16 protein-coding genes are annotated in these 15,574 nt (G+C 39.9%); 8 read left to right on the top strand and 8 right to left on the bottom strand.

Features of this window, described 5'->3' with window-relative positions; genetic code table 11:
• Window positions 1-73: 73 nt before the first annotated feature.
• Window positions 74-1,711 (bottom strand): alpha-glucosidase, encoded by a 1,638-nt coding sequence (locus DS2_RS01415; protein ID WP_035012796.1) that lies wholly within the window; start codon window positions 1,709-1,711, stop codon window positions 74-76.
• A gap of 246 nt (window positions 1,712-1,957) precedes the next feature.
• Here DS2_RS01415 and DS2_RS01410 point away from each other — a divergent pair, with 246 nt between their 5' ends.
• Entirely contained in the window at window positions 1,958-3,679 is a 1,722-nt protein-coding gene (locus DS2_RS01410; protein WP_035012795.1) for an alpha-amylase family glycosyl hydrolase, read from the top strand.
• 101 nt (window positions 3,680-3,780) lie between these two features.
• Here DS2_RS01410 and DS2_RS01405 read toward each other — a convergent pair whose 3' ends face one another.
• The 6 genes from DS2_RS01405 to DS2_RS01380 form a co-directional block, all read right to left on the bottom strand.
• On the bottom strand, window positions 3,781-4,080 hold the full coding sequence (locus tag DS2_RS01405) for a PilZ domain-containing protein (protein WP_035012794.1): 300 nt from the start codon (window positions 4,078-4,080) through the stop codon (window positions 3,781-3,783).
• Window positions 4,081-4,180: 100 nt separating this feature from the next.
• Complete coding sequence (hrpA, locus tag DS2_RS01400) at window positions 4,181-8,083, bottom strand: ATP-dependent RNA helicase HrpA (RefSeq protein ID WP_035012793.1); 3,903 nt, start codon at window positions 8,081-8,083, stop codon at window positions 4,181-4,183.
• A gap of 60 nt (window positions 8,084-8,143) precedes the next feature.
• The gene (locus tag DS2_RS01395) at window positions 8,144-8,560 is read right to left on the bottom strand and encodes a CBS domain-containing protein (protein ID WP_035012792.1); all 417 of its coding nucleotides are present in this window, start codon (window positions 8,558-8,560) and stop codon (window positions 8,144-8,146) included.
• 98 nt (window positions 8,561-8,658) lie between these two features.
• On the bottom strand, window positions 8,659-9,114 hold the full coding sequence (locus DS2_RS01390) for a flavodoxin domain-containing protein (RefSeq protein WP_035012791.1): 456 nt from the start codon (window positions 9,112-9,114) through the stop codon (window positions 8,659-8,661).
• Complete coding sequence (gene truC / locus DS2_RS01385) at window positions 9,111-9,845, bottom strand: tRNA pseudouridine(65) synthase TruC (RefSeq protein ID WP_035012790.1); 735 nt, start codon at window positions 9,843-9,845, stop codon at window positions 9,111-9,113. Before truC ends, DS2_RS01390 begins: the two co-directional genes overlap by 4 nt.
• A 9-nt stretch (window positions 9,846-9,854) precedes the next feature.
• Window positions 9,855-10,172: a YqcC family protein gene (locus DS2_RS01380; RefSeq protein WP_035012869.1), complete on the bottom strand. Its 318-nt coding sequence runs from the start codon at window positions 10,170-10,172 to the stop codon at window positions 9,855-9,857.
• Window positions 10,173-10,237: 65 nt separating this feature from the next.
• Between DS2_RS01380 and DS2_RS01375 the strand changes: the two genes are divergently transcribed.
• The 5 genes from DS2_RS01375 (at window position 10,238) to DS2_RS01355 (ending at window position 13,413) form a co-directional block, all read left to right on the top strand.
• Window positions 10,238-11,272 carry a DUF3549 family protein gene (locus DS2_RS01375; protein ID WP_035012789.1) on the top strand — a complete coding sequence of 345 codons (1,035 nt, stop codon included), beginning with the start codon at window positions 10,238-10,240 and terminating at the stop codon, window positions 11,270-11,272.
• A complete protein-coding gene (locus DS2_RS01370; RefSeq protein ID WP_035012788.1) occupies window positions 11,256-11,567 on the top strand; it encodes a DUF3301 domain-containing protein in 312 nt (103 codons plus the stop codon). The genes DS2_RS01375 and DS2_RS01370 overlap by 17 nt, the downstream gene beginning before the upstream one ends.
• A gap of 12 nt (window positions 11,568-11,579) precedes the next feature.
• Window positions 11,580-11,990 carry a hypothetical protein gene (locus tag DS2_RS01365; protein WP_035012787.1) on the top strand — a complete coding sequence of 137 codons (411 nt, stop codon included), beginning with the start codon at window positions 11,580-11,582 and terminating at the stop codon, window positions 11,988-11,990.
• A gap of 136 nt (window positions 11,991-12,126) precedes the next feature.
• On the top strand, window positions 12,127-12,486 hold the full coding sequence (locus DS2_RS01360) for an energy transducer TonB (RefSeq protein WP_051479504.1): 360 nt from the start codon (window positions 12,127-12,129) through the stop codon (window positions 12,484-12,486).
• Between the two features lie 9 nt (window positions 12,487-12,495).
• Window positions 12,496-13,413 (top strand): hypothetical protein, encoded by a 918-nt coding sequence (locus tag DS2_RS01355; RefSeq protein WP_035012786.1) that lies wholly within the window; start codon window positions 12,496-12,498, stop codon window positions 13,411-13,413.
• Here DS2_RS01355 and DS2_RS01350 read toward each other — a convergent pair.
• On the bottom strand, window positions 13,410-14,249 hold the full coding sequence (locus DS2_RS01350) for a LysR family transcriptional regulator (RefSeq protein ID WP_035012785.1): 840 nt from the start codon (window positions 14,247-14,249) through the stop codon (window positions 13,410-13,412). The genes DS2_RS01355 and DS2_RS01350 overlap by 4 nt on opposite strands.
• Before the next feature lie 129 nt (window positions 14,250-14,378).
• Here DS2_RS01350 and DS2_RS01345 point away from each other — a divergent pair, with 129 nt between their 5' ends.
• Together DS2_RS01345 and DS2_RS01340 are read left to right on the top strand one after the other, a co-directional pair.
• Complete coding sequence (locus tag DS2_RS01345) at window positions 14,379-14,609, top strand: hypothetical protein (RefSeq protein WP_035012784.1); 231 nt, start codon at window positions 14,379-14,381, stop codon at window positions 14,607-14,609.
• On the top strand, window positions 14,602-15,570 hold the full coding sequence (locus tag DS2_RS01340) for an HPP family protein (protein ID WP_035012783.1): 969 nt from the start codon (window positions 14,602-14,604) through the stop codon (window positions 15,568-15,570). The genes DS2_RS01345 and DS2_RS01340 overlap by 8 nt, the downstream gene beginning before the upstream one ends.
• Window positions 15,571-15,574: the final 4 nt, after the last annotated feature.

The following is a 15,574-nucleotide window of genomic DNA, read 5'->3' as shown; positions in this document are numbered from 1 at the left end:
TATTGCAAGGTTCAAATTAAAACTAGAGGTTAACGAATGAGGGTCATTTTATCGCTAAAACGACCCTTGGATGTTAAATTTCAGCGTAAAAACATCCATATCTACCAATAGATAAGGCGTTGTATTCTATCGACGCACTGTCTAAACACGCAGGCGAAATTTTGCGTTTACATTTTATTTCACCTAGGTCTATATCCAACGCTTGATTTGATAAGTTAAAACAGCACAAGATCCGTTCCGCTGATATTGGGTCATAACGGTAAAACGCCAACACATCGCTATGTAAATCAATAAATTCAATTTCTCCTGATTTTAAAACCTGCGACTGGCTGCGCCATGCCATAAATGCTCTGTAGGTATTCAATACCGAGTCTGGGTTTTGCTCTTGTAAATCGACACTATGTTCAGCATGGGTTGAGTCAACTGGCAACCAAGGTTTACCATTGGAAAAGCCTGCATTAATAGCTTGGTGTGACCATGGCATAGGCGTTCGACAGCCATCTCGACCTTTAAACGTCGGCCAAAATTCTATGCCATAAGGATCTTGAAGGTCTTCGTATGCAACTTCTGCTTCTACTAAGCCTAGCTCTTCACCTTGATACAAACAAACACTTCCGCGTAGCGAGCACACCATGGCTGTAACCATCTTGGCGAATTGTTTTTGCTCAAAAGCATCGCGGCTTTGACCCCAACGACTGACCACTCGCTCAACATCATGATTACCAACCGCCCAGCATGGCCAACCATCACCCAATGCATTTTCTAATGTCTCTACTGTTGAGCGAATATAATCAACTGAATAATCTTTAGTTAATAACTCAAAACTATAGGTCATGTGCAATCGACTATCACCTTTAGTGTATTCTGCCATAGTTGCTAGCGAATCTTCCGATGCCACCTCACCTAAAGAAACGCTGCCTGGATAACGATTCAATAACGCACGTAACCGTTCAATAAACACAATGTTTTCTGGTCGGTCATTGTTATAATAATGATATTGATAAGCGTAAGGATTGTCTTCACTAAAACCTCGCCCTGCTCTTTCATTTTCAGGTTTAGCCGGATTGTCACGGAGCAATTGGTCGTGAAAACAGAAAGTAATAGCGTCTAAACGCAAACCATCGACGCCCTTTTTCAGCCAAAATTCAATGTTATCCAATACAGCTTGCTGCACTTGTGGATTATGGAAATTTAAATCTGGCTGACTATCTAAGAAATTATGCAAATAATACTGTCGACGACGTGAATCCCACTGCCAAGCAGGCCCACCAAAAATAGATAACCAATTGTTTGGCGGTGCTCCACATGGTTTCGGGTCGGCCCAGACATACCAATCAGCTTTGTCATTATCTTGCGACTGTCGACTTTGGTTAAACCATGCGTGTTGGTCCGAAGTATGGCTCAACACTTGATCTATCATGACTTTAATACCTCTTGCATGAGCTTGCTCAATCAGTTGCTCAAAGTCACCTAAATCACCAAAGATGGGGTCAATTGCCCGATAGTCACTAATGTCGTAACCAAAATCTTTCATAGGCGATTTAAAACAAGGAGATACCCAGATAGCATCCACCCCTAAGCTCGCAATGTAATCTAACTTTTGGTTAATCCCTGGAATATCACCAATACCATCATGATTACTATCCATAAAACTACGTGGATAAACTTGATAAATAATGGCACCACGCCACCAATCGAGATTAACAGACATTAAACAACCCCATGACTTGTAGACGTAATACACGTCTAATATCTAAAACATTAATAAACTGACTTTCATTGTATGTTGAGCGATTGTTAAAGAGTAGTTTTGCCTGATTGAATACGTTTGCAGTCGGCCAAGACGCTGTTTTAACGGTTTAAATACACTGAATACGTATGCAAATATTGTTGTTTTTGTAAAAGTGTTACTAATATTTAGCTGTCAATTGTAACAATCCCTAGGTATTTCAAAATTATGAAGAAAAAAGCACTTACTCAGGCTATCAAAGTAGCTTTGTCTGCATCCGCATTGATGCTGACCTCATGTGCTGTTACCAAATCGACTAACAGCACCGTCACGACTAATGGCACAAGCTATTACGGAACTTTAGAGGCATTTGCCAAAGAAAATGTCTATTTTGTTCTGACCGACCGCTTTGTAGATGGCGATCCCAACAACAATTACCCAAATCAAGGTGGAGATGTTAATTACACCTTTAATCGTCCACTTAAAGGCCCTGATGGTAAAGAAGCAAACGTTGGATATTTAGGTGGTGATTTACTAGGGGTATATCAACAAGCCGATTATATTAAAGATTTGGGCTTCACCTCAGTTTGGATAACTCCAATTGTAGATAACCCAGATGAAGCTTTTACGGGTGGAGAAGTCATCGAATTTGGTGGCATGTTTAAAGATGGTGGTAAAACAGGTTACCACGGTTATTGGGGGGTAAACTTTTTTGTTGAAGACGAACATGTTGTTTCTGAAAACTTCAAATTTAAAGATTTCACCAAGGCGATGAAGTCCAAAGGCATTAAAACCGTGTTGGACATTGTCGCAAACCATGGTTCACCAGCTTACACTATGCCAGAAGATCAACCTAAGTATGGTGAGATTTATGACAAAGACTGGAATTTAGTTGCCGACCACAAAAATAAGCACCCAACCGAACTAGACCATAATGACCCACTTGAGCATTTCTACAAACAAAAGCCTGATCTAGCTCAACTTGGTGATACAAATTACGATAACCCTGCTGTATTGGACTATTTTGTTGAAGCATATTCTCAGTGGATTGATCAAGGGGCTGACGCTTTTCGGATTGACACCATTCGCCACATGCCACATTTTTTCTGGAAAAAGTTTGCAGACCGAATCCGCGAAAAACATCCAGACTTCTTTATGTTTGGCGAGAGTTTTGTTTACGATGCCGACTTTATTGCGCAACATACTTTGCCTGAGAATGGCAAAGTCAGCGTACTAGACTTTCCCGGGCAAGAAGCAATTACCAGTGTATTTGGTAAACCGAAAGAAGGCGAAAGCGAAAAATCATTCGCCGATCTATTGGATTACTTGTATTTAGAACAAAGCCCATACCATAATCCATATGATTTGATGACATTCTATGACAATCATGATATGGCACGAATGAACGCAGATGACAAAGGCTTTATCAATGCAAATAACTGGATATTTACCAGCCGAGGCATTCCCGTTATTTATTATGGCTCTGAGACTGCATTTATGGCCGGCACCGCAGAACATGGTGGCAACCGCAACTATTATGGAATAGAAAAGGTAAAACAAGCTGAAAATCACCCAGTCGCGCAGTCAATGAAAAAAGTTGCAAACTTGCGTCTACAATCAGTTGCACTGCAAAGAGGTTTGCAACTTAACTTAGATTTTGCTCAAGACACAGCTTCATTTTACCGAATTTACCAACATGATGGTGTGATTGAAAATGCATTGGTTCTGTTAAACAAATCTGATTCTGCAAAAACAATTACGTTATCTAACTCACTTCACCAAGGAAGTTATAAAGACGCATTTTCAGGCAAAACAGTAACAGTAGGTAATGAATTAAGCTATTCAGTACCTGCGAATGGTGTGGTGGTTTTAATTAACAAAACACCCATTACAGACAAAACCATTAAAGCTAAACTTGAGAAACTAAAAGCGGTCGTTCCAAGTGCTTAATCCGACCCAAGGCCTTATGATGTTAAGGCTAGTATTGGCGTAACAAAAAAGGTTCAGCGTTTAGCTGAACCTTTTTAAATTGTTACAAACAATATTATTGCTTACGCTAGGTCAATTATTTCAATGCCCACAATAAATGTGGTAGATGTTTCGGGTGCACACCTCAGTACCTTGCCCCGAGCGGTCAGTGATGGAATTTGCTCACTTGCCGAACTAATTCGTATACTAATTTCTTTCCCTACATCAATAGATTCTTGTAATTCAATTGCCATTCCATTTGCACTTAAATCACGGCATATCGCAGTAAACTCTTGAGGTGATTCTAGATTATCTACTACAACTAAACAGTCCGCATTGACCATCATACGATAATACGAACGTTGATCATCTCTTCCAATCATTCCAACCCTCTCCTGACTCTATTAAAACCTTCACAACCCATGTTAGTTTTTAACTCAAGCAGTGTAAACAACTTTTTAACATGCATTTAATCTGCCATTGCTACAGCAAACCGTCTTTTGTTGCCGAGTCTATAAATTGCTGTACACGCTTTGGTGATATCGGCATGCTAGTCCCCAAGTTTTGCGCAAACAGTGAAATTTTTAATTCCTCTAACATCCAACGCAATTGCTCTAATGTATGATTTACCGCTTCGCCTTGCAGATTTGCTTGCAGTTTAGCCGCATAGTTATCTGCAATTTTATTCACTTGTTCACGATTCAGCCTATCTCTAACAGGGTCTATTGGCAGTTTTTCTAATCGCCTATGTATTCCCTGCACATAACGCTCAATATCCTTTAGTTTGTTGGCGCCAAAACGTGTAATAAATCCTTTAAACACTAGCTGAGATAAATGCTGCTTAATTTCAGATTGCGCTTGCACCAACTCAAAACTGGTTTTGCCTTTAAGCATTTTATTGATTGCATTGACCTTGACCAATATCGACTCGACTTGTTTGGCTATTTGAAGGACACGCTCTGCCAACTCGCCACGTATATCTTCTCTAGCTTGCTTGTATTCTTGCTCATCACGCGGAATGGTATTCTTTTCAGCTAACAATTGCTGAATAGCGGCAAAAATGCAGTCCTGCAACAAGTCATCTATTTTGCCAAACGGGTTAAAATACAAGCCGAGTTTTGCTTTATTAGGCAATTTTTCTTGCAGGTAACTTCGTGGTGATGGCAAGTTAAGATATAACAACCGAGTAACGCCTTGCAGCATATTCCAATCTGCATCGGTTTGATTATCAAATAATTTAATCGACACTTCAGCTTGGTCATCAACTAAAGCTGGATAAGCTTTGATCTCATAATGTGCTTGCTTTTTTGTGTATTCGGCTTCCAGCGCTCCAAATGTCCACTCGCGTATACCTTGCTGCTCAATACCTTCATCTGCCACTTCTGTTAGTGTATCAGCAACTTTACCTTGCAACTTGCGTTTAAGCTCGGCTAAATCTTTGCTGATACCCAAAACAGAGCCTTTCTCGTTAACCACCTTAAAGTTTATTCTAAGATGACTTGGTACTTGGCTATAATCCCACTGCTGAGGATCAATTTTAGTCCCCGTCATACGTAAAAGTTGTTTTGCCAATACATGCACAAATGGCTCATCCGACACTTGGATGGCCTGCAAACAAGCAGTTGCAAAATCAGGCGCTGGAACAAAATTCTTGCGCAAATTTTTTGGCAAAGATTTAATCAGTGCAACCGCTAAGTCATGTCTATAACCGGCAATTCCCCAATCAAAACCTGTATCTTTAAGTTGATTAAGCAATGCTAAAGGCACAATCAAATTAACACCATCTGCATCTTCAGTCGGTTCAAATACATATTCAAGTTTAAGGACTAAACCATCCTGATTCCACGTATCGGGAAACGCGTCTTTGGTTATAGATGATGCATCATGTTTCATTAAATCATCTAAACTAAAGTTGAGTAAATTTGGCTGTGTTTTTTTGTTTTTGCTCCACCACTTTTTAAAACGAACCGTATCAAATACCTCTTGAGGTATGCGTTGGTCATAGAATTCAAATAAGTTTTCTTCGTCAACCAAAATGTCACGTCGACGCGATTTGGCTTCTAACTCATGGATTTCATCTAACAAATTTTGATTATGCTGGATAAATGCGTCATTAAGTTGAATTTGGCCATTAACGAGTGCTTCACGAATAAAAATGGCCCTACAGGCAGTTGGGTCTATTCTGCTGTACTGAACTTTTCGTTTGTGAACTATGCTCAAACCGTACAATACTACATTTTCGTAGGCTACAACTGAGCCACGTTTTTTCTCCCAATGGGGTTCAGAGTAATTACGGTTGACCAAATGCATCGCGTAGGGTTCTATCCATTCGGGCTCTATTTTTGCGACTTCGCGAGCAAATAAACGACTAGTTTCAACTAATTCAGCAGCCATAATCCATTTGGCTTTAGTTTTAGCCAGCCCGCTGCCAGGGAAAACTACAAAGCGGCTGTTTCGTGCACCGAGATACCCTTGTTGGTTGTCTTTATTGCCAATATGACTCAATAACCCAGATAAAATAGCTTGATGAATCGCAGCATAATTAGCATCTTGGTTGTTGAGCTTCCAACCTTGCTCCTTAGTAGCTTCGGTTAACTGATAAACAATGTCTTGCCATTCGCGTATGCGTAAATAATTTAAAAACTCCTTTTTACATAACTTTCGAAACTGATTTTGGCTCAGCTCTTGCTGCTGCTCTTCTATGTATTGCCACAAATTTAAGTAGCTTAGGAAGTCCGAATCATTACTTTCAAAACGCTTGTGTTGCTCATCTGCAGCTTGTTTCTTTTCGTTTGGTCGTTCTCTTGGATCTTGAATGCTTAAACCTGCAACAATTGTGATCACTTCCCGCAAACAAGATTGCTCGTTCGCTGTGACCACCATTTTGGCCAATCTAGGATCAACTGGGATCCTTGATACAGCTCGGCCCAACTCAGTTAAACGAGCCTTTTGTTTATTTTTATGCTGCTCTAAAGCACCGATTTCTTGTAACAACAAGATACCATCATTAATCGCTCGATTATCAGGCGGTTGAATAAAAGGGAAAGATTCAATATCGCCGAGTCCGAGTGAATGCATTTGCAGTATCACAGAAGCTAAATTGGTCCGAAGAATTTCTGGGTCAGTAAACTCAGGTCGGTTGTTGAAGTCGTCTTCACTATACAACCGAATACAAATACCAGCCGATACACGACCACAGCGACCCGAGCGCTGATTAGCACTCGCTTGTGAAATAGGTTCAATTGGTAAGCGCTGCACTTTAGTTCGGGTACTATAACGAGAAATACGTGCAGTTCCAGGATCAATTACATATTTAATCCCAGGGACCGTCAGCGAGGTCTCAGCAACATTAGTTGATAAAACAATACGTCGGCCCGAATGTGATTGAAATATTCGATTTTGCTCGGCCGCAGATAGACGCGCATACAAGGGCAGTATTTCGGTATTACGTAACTTCAGTTTATTTAAGCCATCTGCCGTGTCTCTGATTTCTCGTTCACCATTGAGGAAAATCAGAATGTCTCCTAAACCCTCTTTAGTTAGTTCCTTGACCGCGGCATAAATGCCTTCCAATTGATCTTTGTCGTCTGATTCTTCACTAACTAAATCTTCAATAGGTCGATAACGAATATCTACTGGAAAGGTTCTACCTGAAACTTCAAAAACAGGCGCGTGGTTAAAATGTTTTGCAAACCGCTCCACATCAATAGTTGCTGAGGTAATAATTAACTTTAAATCAGGACGTCGTGGTAATAACTGTTTTAAATAGCCCAAAATAAAATCAATATTTAAACTGCGCTCGTGTGCTTCGTCAATTATGATGGTGTCGTATTGGTTTAAAAATTTATCTTGCTGAATTTCAGCCAGTAAAATCCCATCCGTCATCAGTTTAATATAAGAAGAAGCTTTGACTTGTTCATTAAACCTAACTTTGTAACCAACAACTTCTCCTAACGGCGATTGCATTTCTTCTGCAATGCGGCTGGCCACGCTTCGAGCGGCTAATCGCCTTGGCTGGGTATGGCCAATCAAACCACGTTCACCACAACCAGCTTCTAAACACATTTTCGGTAACTGAGTTGTTTTGCCCGACCCCGTTTCGCCTGCAATGATAACGACTTGATTCTCACGAATTGCTTCAATGATATCTTGGCGTTTTTGGCTAACGGGTAAATCTGGATAAGTAGGTGTTGGTTTGTTATTGACGCGGTTTTGATAAAATTGCCATGACTGCTCAACGGCCGCAGTCCAATTGTCAAAAGCTTGCTGCTTTTTTTCAGCTTGCTTGATTTTATCTATTCGATAAAGCTTATTTTTCAACCTAAAAAAATCGGCTGGATAGACTTTTTTTAGTAATTTTAGAGAATTTTTAACCAACTCAGACAAGAAACATACCCCCGAAAATAATTCGCGGGTATGCTAGCAAATCACAGTCGAATTATGAAGTTAAACCATATTGTATGCATCGTGCAATTGGGTATCAATCGCTCGCATTACCTGATGCCGGTTGATAGTACCAACTAAATGACCATCATCGTCGATAACGGGATAAATGCGCGGCCTGGATAACGCCATTTTTTGTGCAACTTCCAACACTGACGAGTAAGGTCGTAAAGATTTAACATCCGTTGCCATTATATCGCCGACTTTAGCTACTTGCTCTCGGTAATAAGTAGACTCAATCATCTGTGTTATGCAGTCTTGCTCAGACAAAAATCCCACAACTTTGCCGCGGCTATCTAACACTGGCCCACCAGACTGGTCTATGTCCAAAATACGTTCCACAGCTTCGGCGATATTCATATCAACAGAAAAAGTCACCGGTCTTTTATTCATGTAATCTTCTACTTTTAGTGATTTCATAAGTACTCCAACTTTAAAACAACCGCTGTTTCTTTAAATACTAGTAGAAAGAAAAAAGATAGCTATGTTTTTGATAAAAATTATTTTATTTCGGGCTATTACTGTTTTATTTTGTCGACTAGTTGACCAATCCAAGCTGCAGATGCGGCTGCTGTATCCATAGTTTCGCAAGCATCAATTTCTAAACGGTTTACTAAGCGTTTGGCCATAGTTTCGTACATAGCTTCATCAAATTGTTTGCCAGCTTCGCAGAATGTTTCACGATATGACGAGTCGCCCATACAAATCACTGCATAGCCAGTTTTTGATAAGTTTGGCACTGTATCTCGCAAGCCGGTGTAGACATTTTCAATATTTTGAGGAATGTCACCCGAGCCTGTGGTGCTGCTAATAATCAGCCAGTTTGGTGCGTTGGCCGCAAGTACATCGTCTAATTCACAATCTGAAAACAGCTTCACGGCGAATCCTGCATCTTCCAGGCGAGATGCGCTCGTTTCTGCCAATTCTTCAGCACCGCCGTATACAGAGCCATACAAGATAGCGATATCTGTCATAAATTCCTCTCATCTATCATAGGTAATTGAGTTAATTGTAATATTTGTTGAAAGCCTTGATCAAACCCTGCGGTAATCGTTAGCATTTCGCCAGTAATTGGATGAGGTATCTCAACCTTAGCCGCATGAAGTGCCAATCTAAATTGATTTAATTGCTGGCGTAGATAACGATTATATTTATTGTCACCATAATTTACATCACCCAGGATTGGATGGCGTAAATGCGCCAAATGACGACGAATTTGATGTTTTCGTCCATGGATAGGCATTAATTTAACTAGGCTAAATCTCGACTGTGGATATCGATTAATTTCAATATCAAGGGTCGATTTTGCCAAGGTTTCAAACTGAGTAATCGCCTCTTTTGCTGGTGGGTTGAGCTGCATTTTTTTATCGGAAATTTTATCCGGCTGTTCAACTAAAGCTTTATCAATAATGCCTTGCTCTGGTGTATGGCCGCGGGTAATTGCGTAGTAGGTTTTACTCATTTTACGCGCTTCAATCACCGCACAGACTAATTTAGCGGTTTCTGAACTGAGCGCCATTAACAACACACCAGAGGTGGGCCTATCCAACCTGTGCACAGGATAAACATACTGACCTATTTGGTCGCGTACCATTTGCATAGCAAATTGAGTTTCGTGTTTGTCGATTAAAGATCTGTGCACCAACAGACCAGAAGGTTTATTAACCGCAACTAAATGCTCATCTTGATACAAAATTTCTAACACAATCACTCCTTAAGCAAATAACGCGTCAATTTGCTTTATTACCGCCAGTATTTTGCCTTCCGGCGCTGTCTGTTCATTAAATGCATCTTCAGCGATCGGCGATATGCATAGTTGGCTAGGTAAGGTTAATTGCTGCTCAGCAATAATTTGCATTTTTTCAATAAAAATAAATTGCAGCCATTGATGAAAATCTAACGTGTCGATACAAAATGGTTGTGAGCTGTTTAAAGCTTGTGCACTTGGTCGATGTTGCTGCCATAAATTTGCCGCCTGTAGTGCGGCCGCAAGCTCAGTTAATAAACTTGCTATCTGCTGATGTTTACTCAAAGCAATGCGTTCCAATTAAAAAAGCGCTATTATAACGCTTTTTTAATGCTTTATTGGGTCGATTAATGCAAAACATTTCAACTTTATATCAACTTGTGCAGTATGCAGGTTGTGATTATTGTGTTTTTGATGTGGGCAGAAGAGTTATTGATATAGACAAAACAACCTTCGAACAATTTGAAGATGGCCAGCAAGCCTACCCCTACCCAATCCAAAGTCAGGCAAAATTTGCACTTGTTTATTGGCCAATCGGGCAAACAGACAACCCATATATCTGGTTTTTAAATTTGCCATTAGATGAAGAAAGCCAAGTTATCCCGGGCTCACGCAACCATTTTGTTGCGATCATTCAAGAAGCTTTGGGCAATGACTTTGCACAACAAACAGACGAGCAACAACAACTGCCAGACAACCCTTATATCAAATTGCCTGAACAAACTAAGGTCGCTATAGTGAATGCGCGTATAAAAGATAAATTTAACCGCAGCTATTCCGAGCTAGCACAGGCTTGTTTGGACTATTTAGACCAAAGCGATAAAGCACAGTGGCGCAATTTAACCGTGCAAGGTTGGGCTGATATTTTGGTACAAAAAGATCCTAAAGTGCACAAATTATTGCAAAATGAGTTTTGGCAATTACCCGATGAATTGCAAAACCAACTAATTCCAATTTTAGAGCACTGTGAGCTCCCTAAAGTGCTCGTAAACAAATCGATACGCTATCTGGAAAATGAAAACAGTGAGGAAAAACAGCTCGCGATTTTACGTGTGCTAGCAGGATATTGTGACCAAACAAGTGTGCAAACCTGGCTAACTAAACAAGTGAGCACTGATAAACCCGCTGAGGATATTTTAAACTTATTATTAATCGTCGGCGCGCGCTGCTGGGTTTCGTTAAAAGACCCGTTGCTGCTAAGCGTCTATTTAGAAAAAATAGCTGACCTTCCAGCAAATAATTTTGAAGCACTATTTAGAGATGCAATTGCTCTACCTTCGTTACGCAGGCCCATTTTAGCTTTAATGCAGAACCCCAATGCACTGCCAAAAACCCGAATAGCCGTTAGCAATATGATAAAGGCAAGTTATGGTACAACTCATTGATATCTTAGTTATAGCGCTACTAGTAGCAGTTATTTTGCAGTTTTGGCTACTACGTAAACAAAGCGAAGCGGCGCTTGCGTACGCTCAGGATTATTGCGAGCGCAACGGCTTACAGTTTGTTTCAGCCAGTCGCAAACGGACACGTATAAAGTTGTTTCAACGAAATTTAATTGAATGGCATAGCCAATTTGCTTTTGAATTTAGTGGCAATGGTGAAGATTTATGTCAAGGTCAGCTATCATTAGTAGACCAAAGATTAATTGACGTAAAAGCGGAAGCTTATCGAATAAATTAGAGGTCAGTGATTATGTTTTCATCTCGCAGAAACAATTCATCACAAAGACGAGCGCAAAAATCACGCAGTAAAAAGTTGAGTTTGCTGGATGAAAACATAGACAGACAAATTCAAGCTATTCATGGTGCCATCGCACAAAAATTATTAACATCAGCTGAACTTAGGTTGCTGGCACGAGATAAAATTGAAGCCAAGTTTAAGCTCGGTCAATTACGTTACAGCGAATATTTACACTGGATCAGCACCTTAGACAATTTTGAACTGACCGATACTTTCATTTTAGGTTTTACTGAATATAGCCCACAGCTTCGTCGCTGGCGAAGAAATACTCCATTCACGGGGATACTGACAGAAGAAGAGCGCGAGCAAGCGCTTGAACAAAATGCATTAGGTAAAATAAACTCAGTTGTGATTGGCGGATAGCTTTTAAATAAATTTTTTGTGGTAGGTTTTATAAAATACAGTACCGACTATCGCAAATATAATCGTGCAAAACCTTTGACTAAATAATCTAAATAAGTGCATTATTTGTGCTCACCAATCAGCAAGGAATCGAGCTATGAAAATTTTTGTTTTATTACTTACTTCAACTTTATCTTTTGCTAGCCTAACGGCAAATGCAAAAGTTTATCTAGCGTCAGAGCTTACAGCAGACGTACAGCCTATTGTTAGAGTTGCTCCTCGTTACCCTGCAAAAGCCGCACGTAATGGTGTCATCGGACATGTTGCACTTAAGTTTGTTATAAACGAATATGGTGCAGTAACGAATGTTGAAGTGACTGAATCTATGCCTGAAGGCGTGTTCGACCGTGAAGCAATTAAAGCCGTGAGCAAGTGGAAATACAAACCGGCTATCATAGATGGGGCACCAGTAAAAGTCATGCAAGAAACCCGCTTAGATTTCAGCTTAGGTAAATAGCCTAACAATATGTTTTTATTAAAAAAGCTTATTAAACAATTTAGCTACATTGTGGTTATTCTTGCAGCTTCAAGTAGCTTAACTGCTGTACTGGCTCACCCAACTGGTAACCTTGTTTCTATTGGCGGCACAGCGTACTTTCCGTACGTAGTTCCAATAGACCATCCAAATCACAAATCATCGGTATTGAGTTGGCAAATGGGCGGTCAAGTTGAAGTTGTTTTAACTTCAGAATATACCGCCAGTGATTTTATGTTATCAGCGCTCGATAATAACCTGTATATTATCGAGCGCCGATATCAACACAGTAATAGCAAAAATTATATAAGGTTATTGGAGTTACAATCAGACAATAGCACAAATACCATTTGGCCATGGTTTGAAGACAAATGGCGATTAGGTGAAGGTGGATTTCATGTTCAATCTGACCAACAAGTCATATTTGTTAAATATCCTGATGTGTTGCTACATAAAGCAGATGGCTCTGTCGACCAGGCCTTTGAATTTCCCCATCCTGTCAAACGTCTCAGAAAAGTCGAACAAGGTTTATTATTACTTGGGGAAAACCAAGCATGGTTAGTGGACCAACAGGGCAAGATAAAAAGGCAATGGGATAATCTGTTAAATCAAGCTGCAGCCAATGCCCCTCTTAACCGTAATCAAATTTTTGATATTGATTACCAGCAAGGTCGCTTATTAGTCGCGAATTGGGGAAACAGAAGCTTTGATATTGTTAGCCACAATAACCGACAAACTAGCCTAATGCACGCGGTTAAAACACCCTATACAGCACATTGGGTGACTCACTTTAATCATGGCTATTTGCTGATGGCATCCACTATTACCTTTGATGGTAATAACCCACGGCCACTTTTAATTTTTAAAGCAACCGCTGACGCTCAAGCACAAATAATTTGGCAAGATTAAAACCAATTATGCGTTTGCTCAAACACCTCAAGTAAATGCACTTTTAACTGTTCAAATGGTAAATCGTTGCGCCGATTGTGCACAAAATATACAGGATATGAAAACTCAGGCGCTTGCGGTGTTAATTTTAGCTGTCCAGAGCGCAGGTAGCGCTGAATTACACGCGTTCTAAAATAGCCACTTCCACCACTATCTAAAATCATTTGTAATGCTACAGGACCTAGTGAAATCGACAGCTTTTTGATAGCAAGCTCTGGTAACGCTTGATCATGAAGTTTTTTAAAAGTTTCTCCCCAGTCGATAAATATATACGGCAGTGCACTATCACTTGACTGGACTTGAACTAACTTTTCGTCGAGTAGATGGTCTATTTGAGTATTTTGACTATAAAAAGTTTGATGTGAAATAACGATATCAATCAAACCATCTTGCATTTTTTCATACAAGTGTTTTGAGTCATTCACATCCATGGTAATAACTAAATCTGGCCAATGTGTTTGAATAGCTGTCAGCCATTTTGCCGCAATTGGATTCCATAAAGTTAAATCACACCCGATCGCCAACCGATTATCCAAATCATACGGCAATGGAATATTACGTTTGATCGCCAATGAAGTTTCAACAATTTGCCGAGCGTATGGCTCAAAATGCAGCCCATTAGCCGTAAGCTTAGCACCTCCCTTATTTCGTACAAACAACTTACAACCTAATTGCTGTTCAAGATTTTTGATTCTAGCGGTTACAGTGGTTTGAGTGACGTGCAACATTTGCGCAGCAGCACTAAAACTGTGCACCTGGCAAATAGTTAAGAATGTTTTGGCATTTATATAGTCCATACACGCCTCATTATTATCAATATATTTGTTACTAATTAACAAATATATTCATTATACCTAATCCATATAAATTCATACAATAAAAACACCAATTTAGTGCAACAATCACCATCAAGGTGCGTACGATTTATGGCTAAAAATTCAATTAATTTACAGCGATTAAAAATTGCCAATAGAGTAATGTTTTTCAGCATAGTGACGACGCTAGTGCTAATAACTTTCATCTATGGATATGAACAATACCTCTCGTTAACTCAACAAATTGTTGGTCATATTTCAATCATGATATTACCTGCAATATTCAAAGTATCTTATGTGGTTAGATTAACTTGCCTTAGAGCGCTAAATTTAAATGATTAATAAAAACCTGTTAAAGCATATTTATTTATATTTTGGCGCAACCGAGTTACGCGCTTCAAAGTCTGAAGTTGTTGCCACAGCAATCACATCTATCGTTGGGATTACTTGTGTTTTATATTTTGCAAAATTAATTGGTAGTGAGATTGGCTCAACTGCTTTAGTTAAACAAAATGCCTATGTTGTTACCTCGATAGCCGCGACTGCAGTTTTAGTATTTGCTGTTCCGCATGGCACCTTTTCCCAACCTTGGCCGGTGATTGGTGGGCACTTAATCAGTGCTATATTGGGTGTAAGCTGCGCCACTTATATTGAAAATAACTTGTTAGCAGCAATCATTGCCGTATCACTTGCAATATTGTTGATGCAACAGTTTCGTTGCATCCACCCTCCTGGCGGTGCAACAGCGTTAGGTGCGGTGTTTAGCGAAGATGTTGTTGCAACGATTGGTTATGGCTATGTAATCTACCCTACACTGGTTAGTTGCGTAACCATCGTTTTAGTCGCATTTGCGGTTAATTACCTATTCAATTGGCGCCGATACCCAGCACATTTATTTTTCAGTAATTCACGTAAAACAATAATAAGTCCAGCCGACAGAAAAAACGAAATTACTAATGAAGATTTTTTTAAAGCGCTGCAAGATCACGATTCATATATTGACCTATCTGCTGAAGCTTGGATGGATATTTTCGACAAAGCGGCCAACCATGCTGAGGTGGATAGTCACCACCCAGAAAAAGTACAAGTCCAACGCTTTTATAGTAATGGTAAGCTCGGTATAAATTGGCAAATCAGAAAGGTGCTGTATGTCAGTAGGCTTGGCAAAGTTCACTACAAAGTCATTGAAGGTACGGGAAAAAATGAACGTGGAGTTTGCGCTAAAGCCAACTTTGTCACTTGGGCCAAATTTGAGGTGCGGAAAAACGCTGCTGGAGTCTGGCAAAAGTTAGCAAACGACTAACAAG

The sequence above is a fragment of the Catenovulum agarivorans DS-2 genome, assembly GCF_000568405.1.
Lineage (GTDB): Bacteria > Pseudomonadota > Gammaproteobacteria > Enterobacterales > Alteromonadaceae > Catenovulum > Catenovulum agarivorans_A.
This window is presented reverse-complemented; position numbering and strand designations above follow the sequence as displayed.

What these genes read in the sequence shown, in the direction of transcription:
- DS2_RS01415 (WP_035012796.1), bottom strand. Translation starts at nt 1,711, where the DNA reads ATGTCTGTTAATCTCGATTGGTGGCGTGGTGCCATTATTTATCAAGTT.
- DS2_RS01410 (WP_035012795.1), top strand. Translation starts at nt 1,958, where the DNA reads ATGAAGAAAAAAGCACTTACTCAGGCTATCAAAGTAGCTTTGTCTGCA.
- DS2_RS01405 (WP_035012794.1), bottom strand. Translation starts at nt 4,080, where the DNA reads ATGATTGGAAGAGATGATCAACGTTCGTATTATCGTATGATGGTCAAT.
- DS2_RS01395 (WP_035012792.1), bottom strand. Translation starts at nt 8,560, where the DNA reads ATGAAATCACTAAAAGTAGAAGATTACATGAATAAAAGACCGGTGACT.
- DS2_RS01390 (WP_035012791.1), bottom strand. Translation starts at nt 9,114, where the DNA reads ATGACAGATATCGCTATCTTGTATGGCTCTGTATACGGCGGTGCTGAA.
- DS2_RS01375 (WP_035012789.1), top strand. Translation starts at nt 10,238, where the DNA reads ATGCAAAACATTTCAACTTTATATCAACTTGTGCAGTATGCAGGTTGT.
- DS2_RS01370 (WP_035012788.1), top strand. Translation starts at nt 11,256, where the DNA reads ATGGTACAACTCATTGATATCTTAGTTATAGCGCTACTAGTAGCAGTT.
- DS2_RS01365 (WP_035012787.1), top strand. Translation starts at nt 11,580, where the DNA reads ATGTTTTCATCTCGCAGAAACAATTCATCACAAAGACGAGCGCAAAAA.
- DS2_RS01360 (WP_051479504.1), top strand. Translation starts at nt 12,127, where the DNA reads ATGAAAATTTTTGTTTTATTACTTACTTCAACTTTATCTTTTGCTAGC.
- DS2_RS01355 (WP_035012786.1), top strand. Translation starts at nt 12,496, where the DNA reads ATGTTTTTATTAAAAAAGCTTATTAAACAATTTAGCTACATTGTGGTT.
- DS2_RS01350 (WP_035012785.1), bottom strand. Translation starts at nt 14,249, where the DNA reads ATGGACTATATAAATGCCAAAACATTCTTAACTATTTGCCAGGTGCAC.
- DS2_RS01345 (WP_035012784.1), top strand. Translation starts at nt 14,379, where the DNA reads ATGGCTAAAAATTCAATTAATTTACAGCGATTAAAAATTGCCAATAGA.
- DS2_RS01340 (WP_035012783.1), top strand. Translation starts at nt 14,602, where the DNA reads ATGATTAATAAAAACCTGTTAAAGCATATTTATTTATATTTTGGCGCA.